This window comes from Acidimicrobiales bacterium, from assembly GCA_035540975.1.
GTDB lineage: Bacteria > Actinomycetota > Acidimicrobiia > Acidimicrobiales.
Map to the genome: position 1 here is coordinate 1 of DATLFN010000074.1, position 22,237 is coordinate 22,237.

Genomic DNA, 22,237 nt, shown 5'->3' on the forward strand with positions numbered 1-22,237 from the left:
GCTTCGGCCGCCCCCGTCCCGGCGTCGGCCGCGGCCGTCTCGGCCTCGGCCTCGGCCGCGCTGGCGCCCGCCGCCAGGTGTGCCTCGGGGTCTCCGGGCAGGTCGTCCACCGTCTCGGGGAGGGGCTGGCGTCCGCGCGCCGCGAGGGCGCGGGTGACCGCACGACCGAGCAGGAACCCGGCGCCCAGGGTGGCGGCGCCGCCGGCGGCGTCGAGCCAGTAATGGTTGGCGGTCACCACGATGGCGAAGAGGGTGAGCGCCGGGTAGGCGACCACCAGCAGCCGAACCCAGGGCCGGCGCGCCGCCGGGTAGAGCACGAGGGCGCACCACGTCGACCAGGCGAAGTGCAGGCTGGGCATGGCCGCGTACTGGTTGGACACCTTGGCCACCGCCCCCGAGTCGAACGACCACAGTCCGCCGACGTCCCGGAGGGTGTCCACGAACCCGAACCCGGGGCCGAGCAGGCGGGGCGGCATCAGGGGATAGAAGGCGAACCCGACCAGGGCGAGGCCCGTCGTGCACGCCAGGGTGTTCCGCCACAGCGGGTAGCGGTACGCCATCCGCCGGAACAGGTACACGAGGGCGAAGACGGTGACGACGAAGTGCGCCGTCCCGTAGAAGATGTTCCAGAACTGGATGAACGGGGTCCAGTCGAGGAAGCGGTCCTGGATCGCCTCCTCCCAGAACGTCCCGAGGCGGCGCTCCAGGTCGATGACGTCGAGGGCGTTGCGGCGTGCCTCGGCGACCGAGTCGGTGGCCACGCCCCGGTTCCGGATGAACGTGTAGACCGAGTAGAAGAGCAGGATGTAGAGCACCTCGCGCCACCATCGGAGACGCCCGACGGGGCGGGGGCGGGACACCGTCACCGCGGTCACGCCACGGCGCGCGCCCGGCTGCCGAGGGCGAAGGCGGGAGCGCCCAGGAGGCTCACGCCGAGGTTCACGAAGTAGACGAGCAGCCCGAGGGCGAAGGCGTCCGCCCGGGCGACGCCGAGCGGGACCAGGAAGAAGACCAGCGCGGCCTCGCGGGTCCCCAGCCCGCTCACGGTCAGCGGGAGGACCTGCACGATGGCGACGACGGGGAAGAAGGCGAGGATGGCCGTCCACCCGACGGCCAGCCCGAGCGCCTTGGCGGACAGGAGGACGGCGAGCATGACGGCCAACTGGTACGCGAAGCCGGCGGTGAGGATCTCGAAGGCGAGCCCCGGCCGCGATCGCACCCGCTCGAGGCCGACGTGGACGGCGCCGGTGAACCGCCGCCATCCCTCGCCGCGGTTGAGCCGCCCTCCGAGCCGGGGGCTGGCGGCCAGGCCCACGACGACGGCGAGGCCGACCAGGGTGGCCACCGCCACCCACAGGGCCGTGTCGGCGGCGCCCGGTGCCCGGCGCTCGAGCCCCGGGTTGACGGCCAGGCCGAAGAGGGTGAGCACGGGGAGGACGAGCCACCCCGTGAGCCGCTCGAGCACCACGGAGGCGACCGTCCGCGGCGTCTCGCCGTTGCCCGCGGCCAGGCGGCTCACCCGCACGGCGTCACCGCCGATGGTGGTGGGCAGGAAGTTGCCCACGAACATGCCGGCCAGGTTGTGCCGCACCAGGGTGGCGGTGCGCGCCGGGAGGTCCAGGGCGCACAGCACCCGCTGCCATCGCAGGGCGGACAGCACCACTCCGGCGAACGTCGCCGCAGTGGCGGCCGCCAGCCACAGGAGCGTCGTGGTGCGCCACGGCGGGACGCGGAGCTGCGAGAGTTCGACGTGCCCGGACAGCCACGCCAGCATGGCGACCGTCGCCACCAGCCGGAGCGCCGGCCGCAACCACGTTCTCGGGCCCACTTCGCTCCCCCTGGTCGAACCCCTCTAGGTTAACGCCGGATGGCGAGGATGGGGAGGCTGATCCGGGCGGCCTCGGTCGCGCTGGCCGTGTTGGCCGCCGCCCCGGCGTGCGGCGCCGACCGCACCGGCGGGCCCCGGGGCGAGCCCCAGGAGATCGTCGAGGCCGCTCCCGATCGCACCCTCCGGGCCGGGCCCGCCAGGTTCGAGGCGGGCGCCCCGGACGCCCGGCGCACGGGTGAGATCGACTTCGCCTCTCCCCGGGTGGCCACCGGCGACGAGGCCACCCCGTACCCCGAGCTGAACGACCCCCGGTCGGTCGTCGACCTCGTGCGGGGGGCCATCGCCGCCGAGTCCTACGGGGGCGCGGCGGTGCGGGGCGTGTCCACCTTCCGGTACGAGGCGGTGGTGAACGTCGAGCGGGCGGTGGCCGAGACGCCGCCCGAACGGCGGCCGGCCATGCAGGAGTTCGCCCGCCTCCTCGGCTCCCCCGCCTTCTACGTCGATCTGTGGGTGGACGGCGAAGGCCGGCTGCGACGGGTCCAGATCCCGCGCGACCACACGACGGAGCGGCCCGAGGCCCGGTCCAGGGTGCTGCCCCAGTTCCTCACCGTGGACTTCTTCGAGTTCGCCGGCGAGTGACGGGGCGCCGGGGTGGCACCGGGCCCGGCGGTACGCTCGGAGGCGTGCTCGACCCCTCGTCGCTCCAGCGCGCCCTCGCCACCGCCCTCGCCACCGGCGGCGACTTCGCCGAGGTGTTCGTGGAGGACAAGCGCATCTCGTCGGCCCGCCTCGACGACCGGCGGGTCGAGGAGCTGACCTCGGGTCGTGACCGGGGCGCGGGGATCCGCGTGGTGGTCGGCGACACCACCGGGTTCGCCCACACCAGCGACCTGAGCGAGGAAGGCCTGCGCCGGGCCGCCGAGGCGGCGGCCGCCGCCGCACGGGGCGGGGGAGGCGGGGCCCGGACCGTGGCGCTCACCGCCAGCGAGGCAGCGTCGCCCTACCGGGCGCGCATCGCGCCGGAGGACGTGCCCAAGGACCGCAAGGTGGAGCTGCTGCTGCGGGCCGACGACGCCGCCCGCTCGGGCCCGGACCGTGGCGCCGTCGTGCAGGTGAGCGCCGGGTACGCCGACTCCCGTCGCCGCATCCAGGTCGCCAACTCGGACGGGCTCATGGCGTCGGACGAGGTGGTCCGCACCCGCTTCGGCGTCACCGCCGTCGCCAGGGGCGACACGGGCATGCAGACGGGGTACGAGGGCGTCGCCCGCACCATGGGCTTCGAGATCTTCGACGAGCTGGACGTCGAGCAGGTGGCGCGCGCGGCGAGCGCCCGGGCGCTGGCCAAGCTGGCCGCCCGCCCGGCGCCCAGCGGCGTGGTGCCCGTGGTGATCGCCGCCGGCCGGGGCGCCGTCCTGTTCCACGAGGCGTGCGGCCACGGCCTGGAGGCCGACCACATCGAGAAGCAGTCGTCGGTGTACCACGGGCGGGTCGGCGAGATGGTCGCCAGCCCGCACGTCACCCTGGTCGACGACGGCACCATGGGCCGAGAGTGGGGCGCCTTCGCCGTCGACGACGAGGGGCGGCCGTCGCAGCGCAACGTGCTCATCGAGAACGGCATGCTCACCGAGTACATGTGGGACTTCCTGCGGGCCCGCAAGGCGGGCCACGCCACCTCGGGGAACGGCCGCCGCCAGAGCTACCAGGACCTCCCGATGGTGCGCATGACGAACACCTACCTGCTGGGCGGCACCGAGGACCCGGAGGAGCTGGTGCGCCAGACGCCCCACGGGGTCTACGTCGCCCAGATGGGCGGTGGGCAGGTCAACACCGCCACCGGCGACTTCGTGTTCGGGATGACCGAGGCGTACCTCATCGAGGACGGCGAGGTGACCGTGCCGCTGCGCGACGCCAACCTGATCGGCAACGGGCCCGAGGTGCTGCGCCACATCGACGCCGTGGCCGGCGACTTCGCCATGGCCGGCGGCGGCGGGATGTGCGGGAAGAACGGCCAGTCCGTCCCGGTGGGGATGGGGCAGCCGACGCTGCGGGTCACCGGCATCACCGTCGGCGGCACCGCCGCGTGACCTCACCGCTCCTGGAGACCGCCAGCCGGGTCGCCGGGTGGGCGCGCCACGGCGAGGAGGTGGAGGCGTACGTCGGGCGCAGCTCCGACACCCGCGTCGTGGTGTACGGCGGCGAGATCGAGTCGCTCTCCTCCGCCACCACCGAGGGCGTGGGCATCCGGGTGGTGTCGGGCGGGCGGCAGGGCTTCGCCTACGCCGGCTCGCTCGACCCGGCGGTGGTGGAGGAGACCGTGGCCGAGGCCCGCGACAACGCCGGGTTCGGGACGCCCGACGAGCACGTCGGCCTCGCCCTGCCCGACCGCGTCCCGGCGGCCGACCTCGACCTGTGGCGCGAGGACCTGGCGTCGTTCGCCCCGGAGGCCAAGGTCGACCTGGCCCTCGACCTGGAGCGGCGAGTCGTGGCGGGCGACCCCCGCATCCGCTCGGTCGAGTCGTCGAGCTACGGAGACGGTGCCGGCCAGGCGGCGGTGGCCACCAGCACCGGGATCTCGGCGTCGTGGCGGCGCACCGCCTGCTACGTGTCGGCCTACGCCCTGGCCGGCGAGGGCGACGAGACCCAGACGGGCGGCGGCTACTCGGTGGGGCGCTCGCCGGCCGACCTCGACGTCGACAAGGCGGCGGCCGACGCCGTCGAGCGGTCGACCCGCCTGCTCGGCGCCCGCAAGCCTGCGTCGGCCCGCCTGCCCGTGGTGCTGGACAACCGCATCACCACCACGCTGCTGTCCATCCTGGCGGGGACGCTGAGCGGCGAGGCCGTGCTGAAGGGCCGGTCGCTGTTCGCCAACCGGTTGGGCGAGGAAGTGGCGTCGCCGCTGCTCACACTGGTCGACGACCCCACCGACCCCGACGCCTACGGCGCGGCGGCCTACGACGCCGAGGGGCTGGCCACCCGCCGAAACGTCCTGGTGGACGCCGGCTTGCTGCGGAGCTTCGTCTACAACACCTATGCCGGTCGGCGCGCCGGAGTGGCGTCGACGGGATCGGCCGTGCGGGGCGGGTTCAAGTCGCCGCCGGGAGTCGGTTGCCGGGCGCTCACCCTGGCGCCGGGGAACGAGAGCCAGGCCCAGATCCTGGCCCGGGTGGGCACCGGGCTGCTGGTGCAGAGCGTGTCGGGCGTGCACTCGGGCGTGAACGCCGTGAGCGGCGACTTCTCGGTGGGCGCCGAGGGCGTCCTGTTCCGGGACGGCGTGCTGGCCGAGCCGGTGCGGGAGATCACCATCGCCTCCACGCTCCAGCGCATGCTCCGCGACGTGGTCGCCGTGGGCGACGACCTGGAGTGGCTGCCGGGGTCGGCGGCGGGCGTCACCCTCGCCATCGACGGCATGAGCATGAGCGGCGCCTGAGCCGCCCGCCCGCTCGCGCCGCCCGCCCGCGTTGCCCATCCTCCACGCCATCGTCCTCGGCATCGTCCAGGGCCTGACCGAGTTCCTGCCCGTGTCGTCGAGCGGGCACCTCGTCGTCGTGCCGTGGCTGCTCGGGTGGGACGAGCTGGCGCAGAACCCCGAGCTGAACCGGACGTTCGACGTGGCGCTGCACGTCGGCACCTTCGTGGGCGCGCTCGCCTACTTCCGCCGGGACATCGTGGTCTTCGCCCGCGCCGGGTGGCGCTCGCTGCGGCGGCGCTCGGTGGAGGAGCCGGAGGAGCGGATGGCGTGGCTCCTGCTGCTGTCCGCCGTCCCCGCCGGGCTGGTCGGCCTGGCCCTCGACTCCTTCGTGGAGGAGCAGCTCGGCGCCGAGTGGCTGATCGGCGTCATGCTCGTCGCCTTCGGGCTGGTGCTGCTGTGGGCGGACCGGCTGTCGGGCGAACGCGGCGAAGGCGAGTTCGGGGTGCGCGACGTCGTCTACATGGGCGCCGCCCAGGCCCTGGCCCTCCAGCCCGGCGTCTCCCGGTCGGGCGCCACCATCTCGATGGGCCGGTGGCTGGGATTCTCGCGTGACGCCGCCGCCCGCCTCTCGTTCCTCATGAGCCTGCCGATCATCGGCGGCGTGGGCGCCTACAAGGGGCTGGACGTGATGGCCGGCTCCGGTGTGCCGCCCGAGTACCGGGCCGCCTTCGCCTGGGGGATGGCCACCTCCGCCCTCACCGGCTTCCTCGCCGTGTGGGCCCTCCTCCGCTTCGTCCGCTCCCGCTCCTTCCTCCCCTTCGTCGCCTACCGGGTGGTGGCCGGGGTCGCCGTTGTGGCGGTGGCCGCCAGCACCCTCCGCTGACGGCTCCTGGGCCGTTCACATCGCGATGGCGCGCCAGGGGGTGGCGCGTGATCGCGAGATGAACTGGCGGAGTTGGCGGCCACGTCGGCCGGCGGCGTCCGGGAGGTCACGAACAGGACCGTCCACCCCGCCTCGGCGTAGGCGTTGACCTTGTCGTGGTCACGGTCCCACACGGCCCTCTCGCGATGGACGGCCCAGCCGTCGACCTCGACGCCGACCCGCTCCGCCGGCCAGGCGAAGTCGAGGACGAGGACCCGGCGCCCGACGACGACCTGGTGCTGGAGGGCCGGCGGGCGCAGCCCACGGTCGGCCAGCTCACCGAGCCACCGGTCCTCCAGCCCGCTGTCGCCGCCCTCGCGGCCGGCAAGGACGACCCGTCAGCGCCACCGTCCCCGCCCGGCGCTGCCGCCGAGTGCCGCCAGCCGACGCCCCAGGGCGGCGTCCGAGCACAGCCGACGGCGAGACGCTTCGGCGACCATGGTCGACAGCAGCGTCGGGTGGACCGAGCCGGCGAGGTCGATGATCGTGCGCACCGCCGAGGTCGCCTGGAAGCCGCCCACCCGGGCGACGTCGGTGTGGTCGAGGAGCTCGGTGGTGTGGCAGCGGGCGCCGGCGAGGCGGCGGGCGGGGCCGGTGAACGTCAGCTCGACGGCGCCCGGGAGGATGCCGGGCAGGCCGAGGAGGCCGCCCGCCGAGCGGTGCGACGCCACCGCCCCGGTCCCGGCCGCCAGGTAGGCCGCCATGAGCGGTTGCCACACCGACGGCGGTGTCCCGGCGACCACGTACACCGACGGGCGAACGCGCCGGAGGAGCCCGGAGGCGACCGCCCGGGTGACGGTCCTTCGGCTGGTGCCGGTCGCCGCGATCTGGGCGGCGGTGACGAGCCCGTGCTGTGCAGCGGCGAGGACGGTGAGCTGGATCCAGTGGTCGGGGCGCACGACGGCTCCTTGGATCGCGATAGCGCGCCAGCACCTGGCGCGCCATCGCGGACTGAACGGGTCAGGGGCTCGTGAGAGCGAGGGTGACGGTGCCGCGGGCGAGGGCGAAGGCCACGCGGGGCGCCTCGTCGGGGGTGACGGCAACCGTGACGGCGTCGTCGTCGGCGTCGACGACGAGGGCGGCGGTGGCGACGGGGAAGGTCGGCGCGGCGACGGGGGAGGTCGGCGCGGTGGCGCCGCCCCCGGCGGGCGCGGCGCCCCCGGCGGGCGCGGCGCCCTCGACCAGGGCGCCGCCGCCGAGCTCGAGGGTGGCCAGCACGTCGACCCGGTGGCCGGGCCGGAGCGCGAGCGCGCCGGCGTCGACGGGCACGGCCAGGGCGCGGTGGCCGGGCGGGACGAGGGCGGCGACGCCCGTGAGCCCGTCCGGCGCCAGCTTGGCGGCGAGCAGGACCTCGCCGGGCGCCAGCGGCACGATCGCCACCCGCCCGGCCGGCGAGCGCGCCAACCGGCCGGACGGTACCAGCGCCGACGGCAGCGAGCGGACCTCGACGTCGGCGGGCCCCACGACGGCACCGGCGGCGATGGGGCGGGCCGCCACGGGGACGTCGACCAGGCCGCCCAGGCGGTCGGCTCGGGCGGCGGCCTCGCCCGCCAGGCGGGCGACCGTCAGCCCGGTGGCCAGCGACAGTGCGACGGCCAGGGCCCAGAACGGCAGGGGGGAACGGCGGAGGCGCACGGGGCGCTCCCTTCCAGGCGGAGGACCGGAAAGGGGGGAAGCGACCGGTGGAGAACCTAGGCGCCCAGCGGGCCGCTGGAAAGGGCGTCGCCGCACGAGCACCCCGGCGCCGATGCCAGCGTGGGGATGGCGGCGAACAGCAGGGCCCGGGTCCGGTCGACGTTGTCGGCCAGCACCTTGAACACCACGTCCATCGTGACGGGCTCGATGCCGTCCACGCCCTCCAGCCCGGTGTCGTAGTCGGTGACGAGGGCGACGCCGCCGTAGCACAGGCCGAGCTCGCGGGCGAGGTAGGCCTCGGGGTACTGCGTCATGTTGATGACGTCCCAGCCGAACGACCGGTACCACGCCGACTCGGCCCGGGTGGAGAAGCGCGGCCCCTGGATCACCACGACCGTCCCGCCGTCGTGCACCGTGACGCCGACCTCCCGGGCGGCTGACCGCAGCGACGCCCGAAGGTCGGGGCAGTACGGGTCGGCGAAGGCCACGTGGCCGACGACGCCGCCGTCGAAGAACGTGTCGGCCCGGTCCCGGGTCCGGTCGACCAGCTGGTCCACGAGCACGAACTCACCGGGCCGGACGTCGGGCCGCAGCGACCCGGCCGCGCACGGCCCGATGATGCGCCGGACCCCGACCTCCCGCAGCGCCCACACGTTCGCCCGGTAGTTGACCCGGTGGGGCGGCAGCTCGTGGTACACGCCGTGGCGGGGGAGGAACGCCACCGAGCGGCCGCCGACCGTCCCCATGGCCACGGGCGCCGACGGGCTGCCGTAGGGCGTGTGCAACGGCACGAGCTGGACGTCGGAGAGGAACGAGTAGAACCCCGATCCCCCGAAGACCCCGATCTCGGCCTGCGGCCGGCTCACCGCCGGAGCGTCACGAGGCGGCGGCCTTGGTGCCGCTGCCCGACCCCGCCTTGTCCGACGAGCCCGACGAGGACGGGGGGGACTTGGAGGCCGACGACCCGCCATCGGAGGACGAGCCCGGCTCCTTGGCCTTCGCCGGCTTCCCTCCGTCCGAGGACGAGCGGCTGTCGGTCTTGTAGAACCCGCTGCCCTTGAAGGCGATGCCGATGTTCCCGAAGACCTTGCGCAGCGGGCCCTCGCACTTCGGGCAGGTGGTGAGCGGGTCGTCCCGGAAGGACTGGACGACCTCGAGATGCTCGCCACAGCTCTTGCACGCGTATTCGTAGGTCGGCATCGGGTGCTGCGCCCTTCGTTGGCACTCCACGGGTACGAGTGCCAAGTGTAACGGCCCGGGCGACCTCGGCCCCGCTCGTCCCTACGATGCCCCCATGACGAGAACGGTCCGGAAAGTCGTGATCCCGGCGGCAGGGTTGGGAACACGCTTCCTGCCCGCCTCCAAGGCGCAGCCCAAGGAGATGCTGCCCGTCGTCGACAAGCCGGCGATCCAGTACGTGGTCGAGGAGGCGGTACGGGCGGGCATCCGCGACATCCTCATCATCACCGGGCGGGGCAAGCGCAGCCTGGAGGACCACTTCGACCGGTCCTTCGAGCTCGAGGCGGAGCTGGCGTCAAAGGACAAGTGCGACCTGCTCGACGAGGTCCGGGCCATCGCCGACATGGCCGACATCCACTACGTGCGCCAGGGTGAGCCCCGGGGGCTCGGCCACGCCGTCGGCGTCGCCCGCCAGCACGTGGGGAGCGAGCCGTTCGTGGTGATGCTCGGCGACGACATCATGCACGACGAGAGCCGGGTGCTCGAGGACATGCTGGCCATCTACGAGCGCTACGGCCGGTCGGTGGTGGCCCTCAAGGAGGTCGCCCGCCACGAGGTGTCGTCCTACGGCTGCGCCCGGCCCGAGCCGGTGGAGGAGGGGCTGGTCCGGCTGCTCGGGTTGGTGGAGAAGCCCGAGCCCGAGGACGCGCCGTCCAACCTGGCGGTCATGGGGCGCTACGTGTTCACGCCGGAGATCTTCGACGCCCTGGACGAGGTGGAGCCCGGGGCGGGCGGCGAGATCCAGCTCACCGACGCCATCGGGCTGCTGCTCAAGGAGCAGACGGTGTACGGGCACGTGTTCGAGGAAGGCCGGTACGACATCGGCAACAAGCTCGACTACCTGCGGGCCACCGTGGAGCTGGCCCTCGAGCGTGAGGACCTGGGCCCGGCGTTCCGGTCGTTCCTCGTCGAGCTGGTCGAGCGCAAGAAGCTGGTCTGACGTGGCGCTGGTCCCGGTGGACGCGGCGCGCTCGCGGGTGCTGGCCGCGTGCGCCCGCCTCCCCGTGCACCGGGTCGCCCTGGCCGACGCCCTGGGCCTGGTCACCGCCGCGCCCGTGTCCTCGACGGAGGCCGTCCCCCCCTTCGCCAACACGGCCATGGACGGCTACGCCGTGCGCGCCGCCGACACCACGTCGCCGCCCGTGTCCCTGCGGGTCGTCGGATCGATCGCGGCGGGCGACGGGCCCGGTGTGGAGGTCGCCCCCGGCGAGGCGGCCCGGATCATGACCGGGGCGCCGATCCCGCCGGGCGCCGACGCGGTCGTGATGGTCGAGCGCACCGAGACCGGCCTCGGCGGCGCCACCGTCGTCGTCCACCACCACGCCCGGCCCGGCGACCACATCCGGGAGGCGGGCGAGGACGTCCGGCCGGGCCAGGAGGTGTTCCCCGCCGGGACGCTCGTCCGGCCCGGGCACCTGGGCGTGATGGCCAGCGTGGGCCTGGTGGACGTCCCGGTCTTCCGCCGGGCCACGGTCGGGGTGCTGTCGACGGGCGACGAGCTGGTCGACGGTGGCGGGCCGCTCCGCCCCGGGCAGGTCCGGGACTCCAACCGGCCCACGCTGCTCGCCCTGGTCCGCCAGGCCGGCTGCCTGGCCGTCGACCTCGGCCGGTGCGGCGATTCGCCGGGCGACCTGCGCGACGCGGTGCGGGGCGGCGTCGCCCTGTGCGACGCCGTCGTGACCAGCGGCGGCGTCAGCGTGGGCGACTTCGACTACGTGAAGGTGGTGCTGGACGAGCTCTCCGGCGGCACCATGGACTGGATGCAGGTCGCGGTGAAGCCGGCCAAGCCGTTCGCCTTCGGGGTGATCGCCGGCACGCCCGTCTTCGGCCTGCCCGGCAACCCCGTCTCGTCGATGGTGAGCTTCGAGCTGTTCGCCCGGCCCGCCCTGCTGGCGATGATGGGCCACGCCGACGTCCACCGGCCCCGGCTGCGGGCGGTGGCCGACGAGGCGCTGTCCCGCCGGGCCGACGGCAAGCTCCACCTGGTGCGCGTCACGGCGGCGTGGGGCGTCGACGGGCGCTGCCACGTCACGCCCGCCGCCGGTCAGGGATCGCACATGCTCCACGCCATGGCCCTGTCCAACGCGCTGGCGCTCGTCCCCGACGGCCCGGGCGTCGACGAGGGCGGTGACGTGGACGTCCTGCTCCTCGCCTGATGCTTCGACCTCATTCGCTCGCTTCGCTCACTCCATTCGGTCGAGTTGGATGGTGCTCCGGCGGGCGAGCGGAGCTCGCCCCGCCTCCGCCCTGCCCCTTCCCGGTGCCCGCAGCCGCAGAGGCCGCCTCCGGCGGCGAGTGCGGCCACGGACCCCGCGGTAGCGAACGCGGCAAACCTTCCCGGTCACGGCACTAGCGTCGTCGGGCCCCCATGGTGCCCGCCCGTCCCCTCGTCGACCCCTACCGGCGGACCGTCCGCGACCTGCGGGTGTCGGTCACCGACCGCTGCAACCTGCGGTGCGCCTACTGCATGCCGGCCGACGGCCTGGCCTGGCTGCCCCGCTCGGAGATCCTCACCTTCGAGGAGATCGAGCGGGTGGCGCGGGTGTGCGTCGAGCGGTTCGGCTTCGACGGCATCCGCATCACCGGCGGCGAGCCGACGGTGCGGGCGCACCTGCCCGTGCTCGTGGCCAAGCTGGCCGCCCTGGGCGTCGACCTCTCAATGACCACCAACGGCGTCACCCTGGCCGGGATGGCGGCCGAGCTGCGGCGGGCCGGGCTGGGCCGGGTCAACGTGTCGCTCGACTCGCTCCGTCCCGACCGCTTCGCCGCGCTGACGCGCCGCGACGAGCTGCCCGCCGTGATCGAGGGCATCGACGCCGCCGTCGCCGCCGGGTTCTCCCCCGTCAAGGTGAACTGCGTCCTCACGCGCGGCGTGAACGACGACGAGGTCGTGGACCTCGCCGCGTTCGGCCGCCAGCGGGGCGTCACCATGCGGTTCATCGAGTTCATGCCGCTGGACGCGTCGGGCGACTGGGAGGCGGGCGCCGTCGTGCCCATGGACGAGATCGTGTCGAGGATCGACGCCGCCTTCCCGCTGGAGGCGGTCGCCGGGCCGAGCAGCGCCCCCGCCCGCCGGTTCCGCTACCGCGACGGTGCCGGCGACGTCGGCGTGGTGGCGAGCGTCACCCGCAGCTTCTGCGACACCTGCGACCGGGTCCGGCTCACGGCCGACGGCCAGTTCCGCCACTGCCTGTTCGCCGTGCGGGAGACCGATCTCCGGGCCGTGCTGCGCGGTGGAGGCACCGACGACGACGTGGCGGCCGCCATCGAGGCCGAGGTCGGGCGCAAGTGGTCCGGCCACCGCATCGGCGACGTCCACTTCGTCCGCCCGGCCCGCAGCATGAGCCAGATCGGCGGCTGAGCCACTGATCCGGGCGGTCGGGCGGCCCGAGGCGCCGGCGGCCGCCACCGTCTAGTCTGCGGGCAGATGGCCCGGCCCGCTGGCCGTTCGCTCCCGGGCGAGGACGCACCGGTCGTACACCTGGTGATGCCGCCATGGGCGGGCCTCGGCATCCACCGCACGTTCGGCCACCGCATGCCGCCCATGGCGCTGCTCGTGCTCGCCGCCCTGGCCCGTCGCGAGGGCTGGAGGGTGCGCTACGTCGACCTCAACGCCGACATCCTGCCCAGGGAGACGCCCGACCTGGTGGGCTTGAGCGTCTGGACGATGCTGGCGCCCCAGGCGTACGAGCTGGCCGACGCCTACCGGGCGCGCGGCGTCCCCGTCGTGCTGGGCGGCGTCCACCCCTCGATGCTGCCGGGCGAGGCGCTCCGTCACGCCGACGCGGTGGTGGTCGGCGAGGCCGAGTCGGTGTTCCCCCGGGTGCTGGCCGACGCGGCGGCCGGGCGCATGGCCGGCGTCTACCAGGGGACGTGGGGCGACATGTCGGCGGTGCCCAGGGTCGGGGAGTGGACCGACCTCCTGGAGAACACGCCGTGGGGCCGGTACCTGCCCCGGAACACCGTCCAGACCACGCGCGGCTGCCGCTTCAACTGCGACTTCTGCTCGGTGATCCGCATCAACGGGAGGGGCTCGCGCCATCGCGATCCCGACGAGATCGTCGAGGAGATCCGCGTCCTCGACCGGCGGGGCCAGAAGTTCGGCCCCTTCTTCCACGTCACGTTCCTGGACGACGACTTCGCCGCCGACCTCGAGTTCTCGGCGGCCATGTCGGAGGCGATCATCCGCTCGGGCCTCAAGTTCTCGTGGGCCGCCCAGGCGTCCATCGGCCTGGCCGGCGATCCGAAGATGGTCGACCTCGTGTCACGGGCCGGCTGCACGGTGCTCTTCACCGGCTTCGAGGGCATCACCCGCGAGACGCTCGTGGAGTGCAACAAGAAGAACCGGCCCCACCTCTACGGCGAGTCGATCAAGCGCCTGCACGACCACAACATCCTGGTGGAGGGCGGCTTCATCTTCGGGTTCGACGCCGACGAGCCCAACGTGTTCGACGACACGGCCGAGTTCGTGGATCGCATCGAGGTGGACGCCGCCCACTTCTCCATCCTCACGCCCCTTCCGGGCACGCACACCTTCGCCCGCATGGCCGGCGACGGGCGCATCGTCAGCTACGACTGGGGCGAGTACGACCTGTACCACGCCGTCTTCGACCCGGCCCGGATGACCCGCCAGCAACTCCAGGACGGCCTGTGGCGGGCATACCGGACCTTCTACGCCGGGAACCGGCGCTGGCGGCGGTGGCGGCGCCACGTCGGCATGCGCCTCAACCCGGTGGTGGGCACCACGATCACCCTCACCAACGCCAACTACGCGCGGCGCTTCCGGCCCCACGAGACGAAGCGCCCGCGCTACGTCGCCGACCCGGGGGACCTGAAGGACCTGCTGGTCACCAGCACGGCGCCGGCGTCGCAGGCCATCACGACCGCCGTCGCCCAGTTCGTAGCAAAGCCGCAGGCCCGCGCGGCAAAGGCCGACTCGGGCGTCTGAGCCCTTGCGCCCCGCCGCCTCGCCGGCGCCGCGACACCACGCCGTAGACTGAACCGCATGTCGGAGCGTGGACTCACCCATATCGACCCGCTGGGCCGCGCCCGCATGGTCGACGTCACGCCGAAGGAGCCCACGCACCGCCGGGCGGTGGCCCGCTGCAAGGTGTTCATGCAGCCGGAGACGACGTCCATGGTCGCCACCAACGCGGTCACCAAGGGCGACGTGCTGGGCGTGGCGCGCGTCGCCGGGATCCAGGCGGCCAAGCGCACCGTCGACCTCATCCCCTTGTGCCACCAGCTCACCATCGGCTCGGTGTACGTCAACTTCACGATCGGCGACGACAACGTCGAGATCGAGGCCCAGGTCGAGACGGTCGATCGCACCGGCGTGGAGATGGAGGCGCTCACCGCCGCCGCGGTGGCGGCGCTCACCATCTACGACATGTGCAAGTCGTCCGACCGCACGATGGTGATCGGCGACCTGGCCCTGTGGGAGAAGACGGGCGGGCGAATGGGGACGTGGCGCCGGCCGACGCCCGAACTGGCCGAGGGCGTCCCCGACATCTAGGCCGCCCCGGGCGAATGCCCGTTCGCTCCACTGGCGCGCCCGGCGGGGTCCGTGCAAGGATCACCCGCACACGTCCAGACCGAGCATCCACCGCCTGGGGAAGCGGCGAATGTACGGTCTCCGAGTTCACGAAAGCGGGTCGAGGAGCTCTTGACGATCGTGGTGCTGCTGGTACTTGCCGGGATCTGGGCAGCCGTGCTGGTCCCGCCCATGATGCGGGCCCGGTCCGAGTCGAGACCAGCCGATTCCATCGGCAACTTCCGCCACCAGCTGAGCGTCCTCCGCCGTACGGGGCCCACCGTGGTGCCGCCGGCGCACGCCCTCCGCATCCCCAGCTTCTCGGCAGCGCCCTTGCCCACCTACCAGATGGCCCGCACGTACTCCACCGAGGGTGCCCGCCGGGCCCGCACCATGAAGCGCCGCCGCGACGTGCTGTTCACGCTGGTCGCCGCCATGGGCATCACGCTCGTTCTCGGCATGCTGCCCCCGTTCCGCGCCGTGCTGTGGCTGCACCTGGCGTGCGACGTGGCGTTCGGCGCCTACGTCGCCCTCCTGATCAAGATCCGCAACGAGGCGGCCGAGCGCGAGATGAAGCTCCGGTTCCTGCCCGCCGCGCAGCCGGACAACGTCCTGCTGCTCCGCCGCTCCGCCAACTAGCAGCGGGCCGGGCGCCGGCGTGGCGCGCGACGCGAGGGGCGGTCGGGGAGACGAGCTGCTCGCCTTGTGCGAGCCGTTGCTGGCCGAGCTCGACGCCGCCCACAGCGCCCGCGAACGGGCGCTGGCCGCCTGCCGCCGCACCATCCGGGCGTGCGGCAGCGCCATCCGCGCCGTGCACCGCGGCGAGGCGGAGACGGTCGAACGGCGCACGTCCGAGGCGGCGGCGTCGCTGCGTGAGGCCCAGGCTGCGCTCGGGCCGCATCCGCGTGTCGCCTCCGCCGGCTTCCTGCACGACGCCGAGAAGGAGTACGCCGAGGCACTCCTGACCGCCGCCCTGGTCGAGGGCCGGCCCCTGCCCGACCCGGCCGAGGTCGGCGTCGGCGTCGCCGCCTGGCTCTGCGGTCTGGCCGAGGCCGCCTCCGAGCTGAGGCGTCACCTGCTGGACCGCATCCGTGAGGGCCAGCTGGAGCGGGGCGAGGAGCTGCTGGACGCCATGGAGGACGTGTACGACGTGCTCGTGACCGTCGACTACCCCGATGCCATCACCGGCGGCCTCCGGCGGACGACCGACGCCCTGCGGGCGGTGCTGGAGCGCAGCCGGTCGGACGTCACGACCACCGTCATCCAGTCCCGCCTGCGAGCGGCCATCGAGAAGCGCTCGGACGGCTAGCGTGGGGGACCCTCGGGGGTGTAGCTCAGCCCGGTAGAGCGCTACGTTCGCAACGTAGAAGTCGTGGGTTCAAGTCCCATCACCTCCACTGCAAGGCCCGAGGAACCGGCGGGGAGCGTGCCACCGGCGTCAAGCCGGGTCCGCGCCCCCCGGACCGGGTTCATGCGGCAAAAACGGGCGATATTCGCCCATTCCTGCCGCAGGAACAACGGCGGCGCCCGGCGGGGGCGGCCGGCAAGGCCGTCCTCGGACCGCCGGGCGGATCAGCCGCCGGTGTTGGTGTCGTTGTCGGGCTGGACGTCGACGTCGACGTCGGGGGCCTCGAGCTCCGACTCGCCGTCGTTGTCGTCGTCGGAGCAGGCGGCTCCCACCAACGGCAAGGCGGCGACGAGGGCGAGGGCGACGGAACGGCGCAGACGGTTCATGGGCTCTTTCTCCTGAGGGATCCTGGTTCGCCCTGTACCCACGCCGGGCGGTTCTGAACGAGCGTCGCCCCACGGCCGCGCAACCCGCCCCGGCCCGACGAAAGCGGCGTCCGCCATGGGTCAACTGGCCCGTTCGGCGACCTGCGACGAAACGCGCTTCAAGTCCGGCCTCCCGCGGCCGACGAAGTGTGCATGGACCGTCGTCCGGGGAACGCCCGCCGGCGGCCGGGCGCGCCGCCGCCGGCACCGGGGGTTCCCCGGTGATGAGCTGGGTCGTCGCCGGGGGGGCGATGGCGTTCGTCGTGTTCTGCGCCGACTCGGTGGGCGACGGGGAACGCCGCCCGCCGGCCGAGCGGGTGGTCCGGGCCGTGCTCTGGATGGTGACGCTCACCCGGTGGTTCACCCGCCGCAACCTCACCAAGCTCGGTCGCTTCGGCGCCGTCGTGTGGTTCCTCGTGACGACCGGGTGGCTGCTGACGCTCATCTCCGACCGGCTGTCGCCGACCGCCTTCCTCGTGCTCGGACCGGTGGCGATGTCGTTCGTCGTGTACTGCGTGGACGCCCTGTCCTCCGACCTGGAGAACAAGCCCCTGCGCCGGTTCGTCCGCAGCGTGCTGTGGCCGCTCCCGGTCGTGGGCTACCTGACGAACGAGGACAGCATCAACCTGGTGCACGCCAGCGTGACGGTGTGGGTGCTCCTCACCACCGGGTGGCTGCTGGGCCTGCTGGCCGACCGGGTCGCCGTCCCCCTGGCGAGCCTGGGATGAGCATCCTCGGGACCTTCCGGGAGCACCGGCCCTTCCCGGGCCAGGACCCGTGGGTGGTGGCGCACGACGGGTGGTACCTGCTCGTCCAGGCGGCGGGACGCAACCGGCGCATCGTCGTGAAGCGCTTCCGGGACCTGGCCCGGATGGATCGCAACGTCGAGACGGTGATCTGGGCACCGAGCGGGCGCGGGGGCCGGGTGCGGGAGGTCTGGGCGCCCGAGCTGCACCTGATCGACGGTCGCTGGTACGTGTACTACGCCGCGAGCGACGGGCACGCCGGCAACCACCGCGCGTACGTGCTCGTGGCCGACGATCCGCTCGGCCCCTACGAGCCGCTCGGGCGCGTGTGCGATCCCGCGCACGACGTGTGGGCCATCGACATGACCGTGCTGACCCACGACGGCCGTCTCTACGCCCTGTGGTCGGGCTGGGAGGGGCCCGACGACGCCTTCCCGCAGAACCTGTACGTCGCCCCGCTGGCGAACCCGTGGACCATCTCGGGGGGGCGCCGGTGCATCGCCCGGCCCGAGCACGACTGGGAGCAGAGCGTCGCGGCGGTGAACGAGGGACCGCAGGTGCTGCGACATCCCGGCACGGGCCGGCTCTTCGTCCTCTACTCGGCGGACGCCAGCTGGACCCAGGCCTACAAGATGGGCCTGTTGGAGCACACCGGCGGTGACCCGGCCGACCCCGCCTCGTGGCGGAAGTGGAGCGAGCCGTTCCTCACGGGCGGGGGCCACGGCTGCGTGGTCGACACCCCCGAGGGGCAGCGGGTCGTGTACCACCGCAAGCTCGGACCGGACGTGGGCTGGGCCGACCGCGAGATCTGTTCGACGCCCCTCCTGTGGGACGCCGGCGCGCTGCCGGTGGCCGTCGGCGCCTCCCCGCCGACCGGCGAGGTGCTCCGCACCGGCATGGCCTGACGGCCCCGCTCGCCGGCCCGGCTCTCCGCCCCTAGCAGGGGAGGGGGTGGCCGTCCGGGTCGTCGAGGTGCTCGATGTAGTGGATGAGGTGGTCGGGGTCGAACGGCTTGGTGATGTAGTAGCTGGCGCCCGCCTGCCAGCCCCGCCACACGTCCTTGTCCGAGGCGCGGGCGGTGAGTATGACCACGGGGATGTCCATCGTCGCCTGGTCGGCCTTGAGGTTCTCGAGCAGGTCGAAGCCGTCGGTGACCGGCATCATGACGTCGGCCACGATCAGGTCCGGCTGCAGCTCCTTGGCCAGCGCCCCCGCCTGGGCGCCGTCCTCCGCCTCGGTCACCGAGTAGCCGCTCAGCTCCAGCGTCATGACGAGCAGCGCCCGGATGTCCGGGTCGTCGTCGGCGATCAGGACTCGTTGAACGGGCGTGGTCATCGTGGGTCTCTCCCGGTGGCGGTCGCCGCGAGCAGAGGAGTGGCCTCGGCGCCGAACCGTTCCGAGCGGGGCGGCGGGGCGGGCGAGGGGAGCGTCAGGACGAACCGGGAGCCGCCGCCCGGTGCGTCGTCCAGCGTGAGGGTGCCCCCGAGGAGCACCGCGACCTGCCGGCACAGGTAGAGCCCGAGGCCGGTCCCGCCCTGCGAGCGGGTCGACGACTGGTCGAGCTGCACGAACCGCTCGAAGACCCGCTCCCGGTCGGCGGGCGGGATTCCCGGGCCGGAGTCGACGACCTCGATGCGCGAGGTCCCGCCGTCATGGTGCACGAGGATGTCGATAGGGCCGCCGGGGGCGTACTTGCAGGCGTTCTCGACCAGGTTGGAGAGCACCTGGCGGAGCTTCGACTCCGACGTGCGCACCAGGCCGCCGCCGTCGTCCACGAAGCGGATCGGGGGCAGCGGCTCGGGCGCCCGCTGGGCCCGGAGCTCCTCGACGACGTCGTCGACCATGCGGACGATGTCGACGGGCGTGTCGATCCTCGGCGCCTCGCCGTGCTCGACGGTGGCGAGGGTGAGGAGCTCCTCGATCAGGCGCTGGAGCCGCTTGGCCTGCCGGCAGGCCACGTCCATCAGCGTCGCCCGCTGCTCGGGGTTGAGGCGCTCGTCCATGCGCCGCAGCGTGAGGACGGAGCCGATGGTCGCGGCCAGGGGCGTGCGCAGCTCGTGCGACACGGCGGAGACGAAGTCGTCCTTCTGGCGGTTCAGGTCGACCTGGTGGGCGAGGGCGGCCTCGACGTCGGCGTACAGCCGGGCGTTGGCGACGGTCAGCGAGGCGTGCCCGAGGAAGGCGGCCAGCACCTCGGCCCGGGCGCCGGACCCGTCGTCGCCCGCCAGCTGGCGGAGCACGGCGAGCACGACCGGGGCGGCGGCGCCCTCCTCGGAGCGGGCGACGACGAGCGATTCGGCCGACGGGTCGAGGGCGAGGACGGTGGTGGGAATCGAACGACCGGGGACCTCGACGGCCGCCACCGGCGCGACCAGCTCGACGATCGCCTCGACCACCGGGCCCGGGGCGGGCCGGGCGCCGGCGTCGGTCACGACCACGCCGGTCCACGTGCCGTCTGCGCCGGCCGTGCAGCACAGGCCGGCCGCACCGGTCACCAGCGACCGGGCCTCGTCGCCCAGGGTGCCCAGCACCTCGGCCAGCCCGGTCAGGCCGCCGGTGCGGGAGGACGCCGCGTACAGGCGCTCGAAGCGCAGGTGCTCGGCCCGGTGGGCGGCCAGCCGCCGGGTCTCGGCGATCATCAGCAGGACGAGCGGCGCCACGAGGGCGATGGCGCCCGGCGTCACGCTGACGAGCACGACGGCGACCAGCCCGAGGCTGGCCGAGATGACGCTGGCGATCGCCACCGGCGCCAGCGAAGCGGTGAACACCCGGAGGAAGCGGGAGCCTTCCATCACCGAGACGGCGAGCGACGTCGACGCGTGGGTGAAGGTGGCGTAGGCGCAGGCGGCGGCCAGGGCGGCCCCCCAGGTGACGCCGTCGGCCGCTCCGCCGTCGTGGAAGCCGACGAAGGCGAGGGCGGCGAGCAGGGCGGCGGTCGAGGTGCTGGCGACGTTGTAGAGCAGCTTGGCGGGGGACTGGCGCAGCCAGGCGCAGACGAGGGCCTCGCCCAGCGCGGCCGCCACGACGACCCCCGCCGGCGACAGGTGCAGGAGCATGCCGACGACCACCGCCTCGACCATGGTCACCGACACGGCGTGGCGGCCGAGCTCCACGTGCATCCGCACCGACCCGAGGACGGCGACGGCCACGGCGAAGGGGAGGACGGCCGGCGGCACGGTGCCGAGCACCCCGTCGGCGAGGGCGGCGGCGGCCAGGACGGCGGCCAGCGTCACGGGCAGCGCGGTCAGCACGACGATCCCTCGTCGCCTGGGGTGAGTGTCGGGGGCCATGGCGCTGCGGAGGGTTATCCGATGACGGCTGCGGCCCAACTGCTGCCGGCCCAACGGCTGCCGGCCCAGCGCGAGCCGGCGAAGCTGGAACCGGCCCAGCTCGACCCGGCCCAGCGGGACCCGGCCCAGCGGCTGCCGGCCCAGCGCGAACCGGCCCAGCTCGACCCGGCCCAGCGGCTGCCCTCGAACCTCACCGATGCCCAGCGGCTGCCCGCCCAGCGCGAGCCGGCCCACACCTCGTCGGCCCAGCGGGACCCGGCCCAACGGCTGCCGGCCCACCGGGACCCGGCCCAGCGGCTGCCGGCCCAGCGGCTGCCGGCCCAGCGGCTGCCGGCGAACTCCTCGTCGGCCCAGCGGCTGCCCGTCCACTGCTCGTCGGCCCAGCGGCTGCCGGCCCAACGGGAACCGGCCCAGCGGCTGCCCACCCAGGCGTCGCCGGCCCAGCGGCTGCCCACCCAGGGCATCTGGTGGAGGCCGACGCCGAGGCCGTTGAATGCCACGGGGTGACGCTGCCACCAGTCGGCGGGCGAGCCCACCTCGACCAGGTCGGCGGCGGCCAGGTCGACGGCCCTGCCGATCTCACCGGGCACGGCCCGGCCCGACTCGACCAGGGCGGCCTTGAAGTCGTCGGGCGTGGCGGCGGCGTGGTGCTCGGTCAGCACGGCGACGGCACCGGCGGTGAGGGCGGTCGCCATGGAGGTGCCGGTGCCCAGCAGGTAGTGGTCGCCGACCCGGGAACCGGGGTTCTCGGTCACGACGGTCGAGCCGGGGGCGGCCAACGACACGACGGAGACACCGGGAGCCAACAGCTCCGGCTTGGCGCCCCGGCGCAGGTCCTGGCGGCCCGACCAGGCGGGCACCGAGTCGTCGGCCGGGCCGAGGGTGGCGCCGGTGTCGAGGGCGCCGACGGTGATGACGAAGGGGTCACGACCGGGCGAGGCGACGTAGTCGCCGTCGTTGCCGGCGGCCGCGACCACGGTGATGCCGGAGGCCCAGGCGGCCTCGACGGCGGCGGAGAGGGGATCGGCGTGGTAGTTGCCGCCGATCGGCGGCACGGCCACCGAGAGGTTGAGCACGCGGACGGCGTTCTCGTCGGCGTTGGCGACCACCCAACCGATGCCGTCGAGCACCCGGGAGAGGCTGGTGCTGCCGTCGGCGCCGGCCACCTTCACCGAGACGATGTGGGCGCCCGGTGCGACACCGACGTGGCGGGAGCCCTCGGTGGCTGACAGCTCGCCGTCGCCGGCGATGAGGCCGGCCATGAACGTGCCGTGGCCGAAGCGGTCCACGCCGTCGCCCTCGCCGCTCAGGTCGGGGCCGTGCACGACCCGCCCGCGCAGGTCCTCGACCTCGGCCACCCCGGTGTCGACGAGGGCGACGCCCACGCCGGCGCCCGACGTGAGGTCCCAGTCGCCGCCCGGGTTCATCGCCGCGAACTGATGGTCGGCTACAGGGACGGTGGTCACGTCCACGCCGGTGACGCCCATGGCGGCGTCGTCGACCACCGAGAACCCGGCCGACTCGACCGACGCGATCTGGCGGGCGTCCAGGCGGGCGGCGACGCCGCCGACCAGGTCGAGGGGCGAGCCGGCCTCCCCGCCGGCGTCCTCCACGGCCTGGCGGGCGAGGTCGGAGGACACGCCCCAGACCACGACGTCCGTCTGGGCGGGGTCCTCGGGGATGGTGGCCGTCGGCGCTCCGAACCCGACCGTCAGGGCGGTGGCGATGGCGAGGCAGAGGCCGGCGAGCCGGCGACGGGCCATCGGGCCACCGTGCGTCGGGAGCTCGGTCATGGAAAGGGCATCGGCGGCCCATTCGAAAACCTTGAACAGGTTGCCGAAACCCCCACAGTGGTCACATGT

General features: G+C 74.0%; 23 protein-coding genes and 1 tRNA gene. 14 read left to right on the forward strand and 10 right to left on the reverse strand.

Annotated features, from left to right (window positions below; all coding sequences use genetic code 11):
• Together VM242_08750 and VM242_08755 are read right to left on the reverse strand one after the other, a co-directional pair.
• Nucleotides 1-866, reverse strand: an 866-nt coding sequence (locus VM242_08750) for a phosphatase PAP2 family protein (protein HVM05248.1), incomplete at its 3' end; no start/stop codon positions are given.
• 5 nt (nucleotides 867-871) lie between these two features.
• A complete protein-coding gene (locus VM242_08755; protein ID HVM05249.1) occupies nucleotides 872-1,810 on the reverse strand; it encodes a lysylphosphatidylglycerol synthase transmembrane domain-containing protein in 939 nt (312 codons plus the stop codon).
• 57 nt (nucleotides 1,811-1,867) lie between these two features.
• Here VM242_08755 and VM242_08760 point away from each other — a divergent pair, with 57 nt between their 5' ends.
• The 4 genes from VM242_08760 to VM242_08775 are packed head-to-tail and all read left to right on the forward strand — an operon-like array spanning nucleotide 1,868 to nucleotide 6,120.
• Nucleotides 1,868-2,467: a hypothetical protein gene (locus tag VM242_08760; GenBank protein HVM05250.1), complete on the forward strand. Its 600-nt coding sequence runs from the start codon at nucleotides 1,868-1,870 to the stop codon at nucleotides 2,465-2,467.
• Nucleotides 2,468-2,511: 44 nt separating this feature from the next.
• Nucleotides 2,512-3,912: a TldD/PmbA family protein gene (locus VM242_08765; protein ID HVM05251.1), complete on the forward strand. Its 1,401-nt coding sequence runs from the start codon at nucleotides 2,512-2,514 to the stop codon at nucleotides 3,910-3,912.
• Complete coding sequence (locus tag VM242_08770) at nucleotides 3,909-5,255, forward strand: TldD/PmbA family protein (protein ID HVM05252.1); 1,347 nt, start codon at nucleotides 3,909-3,911, stop codon at nucleotides 5,253-5,255. The genes VM242_08765 and VM242_08770 overlap by 4 nt, the downstream gene beginning before the upstream one ends.
• A gap of 31 nt (nucleotides 5,256-5,286) precedes the next feature.
• On the forward strand, nucleotides 5,287-6,120 hold the full coding sequence (locus tag VM242_08775; protein HVM05253.1) for an undecaprenyl-diphosphate phosphatase: 834 nt from the start codon (nucleotides 5,287-5,289) through the stop codon (nucleotides 6,118-6,120).
• Between the two features lie 377 nt (nucleotides 6,121-6,497).
• Here VM242_08775 and VM242_08780 read toward each other — a convergent pair whose 3' ends face one another.
• The 4 genes from VM242_08780 to VM242_08795 all read right to left on the reverse strand — a co-directional run bounded on the left by VM242_08780 (nucleotide 6,498) and on the right by VM242_08795 (nucleotide 8,994).
• On the reverse strand, nucleotides 6,498-7,058 hold the full coding sequence (locus VM242_08780) for a type IV toxin-antitoxin system AbiEi family antitoxin domain-containing protein (GenBank protein ID HVM05254.1): 561 nt from the start codon (nucleotides 7,056-7,058) through the stop codon (nucleotides 6,498-6,500).
• 61 nt (nucleotides 7,059-7,119) lie between these two features.
• Nucleotides 7,120-7,794 (reverse strand): Flp pilus assembly protein CpaB, encoded by a 675-nt coding sequence (gene cpaB / locus VM242_08785; protein ID HVM05255.1) that lies wholly within the window; start codon nucleotides 7,792-7,794, stop codon nucleotides 7,120-7,122.
• A 56-nt stretch (nucleotides 7,795-7,850) separates the two neighbouring features.
• Nucleotides 7,851-8,660 carry an S-methyl-5'-thioadenosine phosphorylase gene (locus VM242_08790; protein HVM05256.1) on the reverse strand — a complete coding sequence of 270 codons (810 nt, stop codon included), beginning with the start codon at nucleotides 8,658-8,660 and terminating at the stop codon, nucleotides 7,851-7,853.
• A gap of 10 nt (nucleotides 8,661-8,670) precedes the next feature.
• Nucleotides 8,671-8,994: an FmdB family zinc ribbon protein gene (locus VM242_08795; GenBank protein ID HVM05257.1), complete on the reverse strand. Its 324-nt coding sequence runs from the start codon at nucleotides 8,992-8,994 to the stop codon at nucleotides 8,671-8,673.
• 94 nt (nucleotides 8,995-9,088) lie between these two features.
• Here VM242_08795 and galU point away from each other — a divergent pair, with 94 nt between their 5' ends.
• From galU to VM242_08835, 8 genes are all read left to right on the forward strand, one after another.
• Nucleotides 9,089-9,973: a UTP--glucose-1-phosphate uridylyltransferase GalU gene (gene galU, locus VM242_08800; GenBank protein HVM05258.1), complete on the forward strand. Its 885-nt coding sequence runs from the start codon at nucleotides 9,089-9,091 to the stop codon at nucleotides 9,971-9,973.
• A gap of 1 nt (nucleotide 9,974) precedes the next feature.
• Entirely contained in the window at nucleotides 9,975-11,189 is a 1,215-nt protein-coding gene (glp, locus tag VM242_08805) for a gephyrin-like molybdotransferase Glp (protein ID HVM05259.1), read from the forward strand.
• 212 nt (nucleotides 11,190-11,401) lie between these two features.
• Nucleotides 11,402-12,394, forward strand: coding sequence for a GTP 3',8-cyclase MoaA (gene moaA, locus VM242_08810; protein ID HVM05260.1), 993 nt, complete (start codon nucleotides 11,402-11,404; stop codon nucleotides 12,392-12,394).
• 66 nt (nucleotides 12,395-12,460) lie between these two features.
• Nucleotides 12,461-13,981 carry a radical SAM protein gene (locus VM242_08815; GenBank protein ID HVM05261.1) on the forward strand — a complete coding sequence of 507 codons (1,521 nt, stop codon included), beginning with the start codon at nucleotides 12,461-12,463 and terminating at the stop codon, nucleotides 13,979-13,981.
• Nucleotides 13,982-14,038: 57 nt separating this feature from the next.
• Nucleotides 14,039-14,548: a cyclic pyranopterin monophosphate synthase MoaC gene (moaC, locus tag VM242_08820; protein ID HVM05262.1), complete on the forward strand. Its 510-nt coding sequence runs from the start codon at nucleotides 14,039-14,041 to the stop codon at nucleotides 14,546-14,548.
• Between the two features lie 150 nt (nucleotides 14,549-14,698).
• Nucleotides 14,699-15,205, forward strand: a complete 507-nt coding sequence (locus tag VM242_08825; GenBank protein HVM05263.1) for a hypothetical protein — start codon at nucleotides 14,699-14,701, stop codon at nucleotides 15,203-15,205.
• A gap of 64 nt (nucleotides 15,206-15,269) precedes the next feature.
• Nucleotides 15,270-15,875: a hypothetical protein gene (locus VM242_08830; GenBank protein ID HVM05264.1), complete on the forward strand. Its 606-nt coding sequence runs from the start codon at nucleotides 15,270-15,272 to the stop codon at nucleotides 15,873-15,875.
• Nucleotides 15,876-15,889: 14 nt separating this feature from the next.
• Nucleotides 15,890-15,963 (forward strand) — tRNA-Ala (locus tag VM242_08835).
• Between the two features lie 175 nt (nucleotides 15,964-16,138).
• On the opposite strand, the gene VM242_08840 is transcribed toward VM242_08835, so the two are convergent.
• The gene (locus VM242_08840; protein HVM05265.1) at nucleotides 16,139-16,300 is read right to left on the reverse strand and encodes a hypothetical protein; all 162 of its coding nucleotides are present in this window, start codon (nucleotides 16,298-16,300) and stop codon (nucleotides 16,139-16,141) included.
• Nucleotides 16,301-16,563: 263 nt separating this feature from the next.
• Here VM242_08840 and VM242_08845 point away from each other — a divergent pair, with 263 nt between their 5' ends.
• Together VM242_08845 and VM242_08850 are read left to right on the forward strand one after the other, a co-directional pair.
• The gene (locus tag VM242_08845) at nucleotides 16,564-17,067 is read left to right on the forward strand and encodes a hypothetical protein (protein ID HVM05266.1); all 504 of its coding nucleotides are present in this window, start codon (nucleotides 16,564-16,566) and stop codon (nucleotides 17,065-17,067) included.
• On the forward strand, nucleotides 17,064-17,990 hold the full coding sequence (locus VM242_08850) for a glycoside hydrolase family 43 protein (protein HVM05267.1): 927 nt from the start codon (nucleotides 17,064-17,066) through the stop codon (nucleotides 17,988-17,990). Before VM242_08845 ends, VM242_08850 begins: the two co-directional genes overlap by 4 nt.
• Before the next feature lie 31 nt (nucleotides 17,991-18,021).
• Here VM242_08850 and VM242_08855 read toward each other — a convergent pair whose 3' ends face one another.
• The 3 genes from VM242_08855 to VM242_08865 are packed head-to-tail and all read right to left on the reverse strand — an operon-like array spanning nucleotide 18,022 to nucleotide 22,138.
• Nucleotides 18,022-18,420, reverse strand: coding sequence for a response regulator transcription factor (locus VM242_08855; protein HVM05268.1), 399 nt, complete (start codon nucleotides 18,418-18,420; stop codon nucleotides 18,022-18,024).
• Nucleotides 18,417-20,375 carry a HAMP domain-containing sensor histidine kinase gene (locus VM242_08860; protein HVM05269.1) on the reverse strand — a complete coding sequence of 653 codons (1,959 nt, stop codon included), beginning with the start codon at nucleotides 20,373-20,375 and terminating at the stop codon, nucleotides 18,417-18,419. The genes VM242_08855 and VM242_08860 overlap by 4 nt, the downstream gene beginning before the upstream one ends.
• Before the next feature lie 14 nt (nucleotides 20,376-20,389).
• Entirely contained in the window at nucleotides 20,390-22,138 is a 1,749-nt protein-coding gene (locus VM242_08865; GenBank protein HVM05270.1) for a S8 family serine peptidase, read from the reverse strand.
• Nucleotides 22,139-22,237 lie beyond the last annotated feature (99 nt).

What these genes read in the sequence shown, in the direction of transcription:
- VM242_08850 (HVM05267.1), top strand. Translation starts at nt 17,064, where the DNA reads ATGAGCATCCTCGGGACCTTCCGGGAGCACCGGCCCTTCCCGGGCCAG.
- VM242_08845 (HVM05266.1), top strand. Translation starts at nt 16,564, where the DNA reads ATGAGCTGGGTCGTCGCCGGGGGGGCGATGGCGTTCGTCGTGTTCTGC.
- moaA (HVM05260.1), top strand. Translation starts at nt 11,402, where the DNA reads ATGGTGCCCGCCCGTCCCCTCGTCGACCCCTACCGGCGGACCGTCCGC.
- moaC (HVM05262.1), top strand. Translation starts at nt 14,039, where the DNA reads ATGTCGGAGCGTGGACTCACCCATATCGACCCGCTGGGCCGCGCCCGC.
- VM242_08855 (HVM05268.1), bottom strand. Translation starts at nt 18,420, where the DNA reads ATGACCACGCCCGTTCAACGAGTCCTGATCGCCGACGACGACCCGGAC.
- VM242_08795 (HVM05257.1), bottom strand. Translation starts at nt 8,994, where the DNA reads ATGCCGACCTACGAATACGCGTGCAAGAGCTGTGGCGAGCATCTCGAG.
- galU (HVM05258.1), top strand. Translation starts at nt 9,089, where the DNA reads ATGACGAGAACGGTCCGGAAAGTCGTGATCCCGGCGGCAGGGTTGGGA.
- VM242_08760 (HVM05250.1), top strand. Translation starts at nt 1,868, where the DNA reads ATGGCGAGGATGGGGAGGCTGATCCGGGCGGCCTCGGTCGCGCTGGCC.
- VM242_08865 (HVM05270.1), bottom strand. Translation starts at nt 22,138, where the DNA reads ATGGCCCGTCGCCGGCTCGCCGGCCTCTGCCTCGCCATCGCCACCGCC.
- VM242_08840 (HVM05265.1), bottom strand. Translation starts at nt 16,300, where the DNA reads ATGAACCGTCTGCGCCGTTCCGTCGCCCTCGCCCTCGTCGCCGCCTTG.
- VM242_08860 (HVM05269.1), bottom strand. Translation starts at nt 20,375, where the DNA reads ATGGCCCCCGACACTCACCCCAGGCGACGAGGGATCGTCGTGCTGACC.
- VM242_08815 (HVM05261.1), top strand. Translation starts at nt 12,461, where the DNA reads ATGGCCCGGCCCGCTGGCCGTTCGCTCCCGGGCGAGGACGCACCGGTC.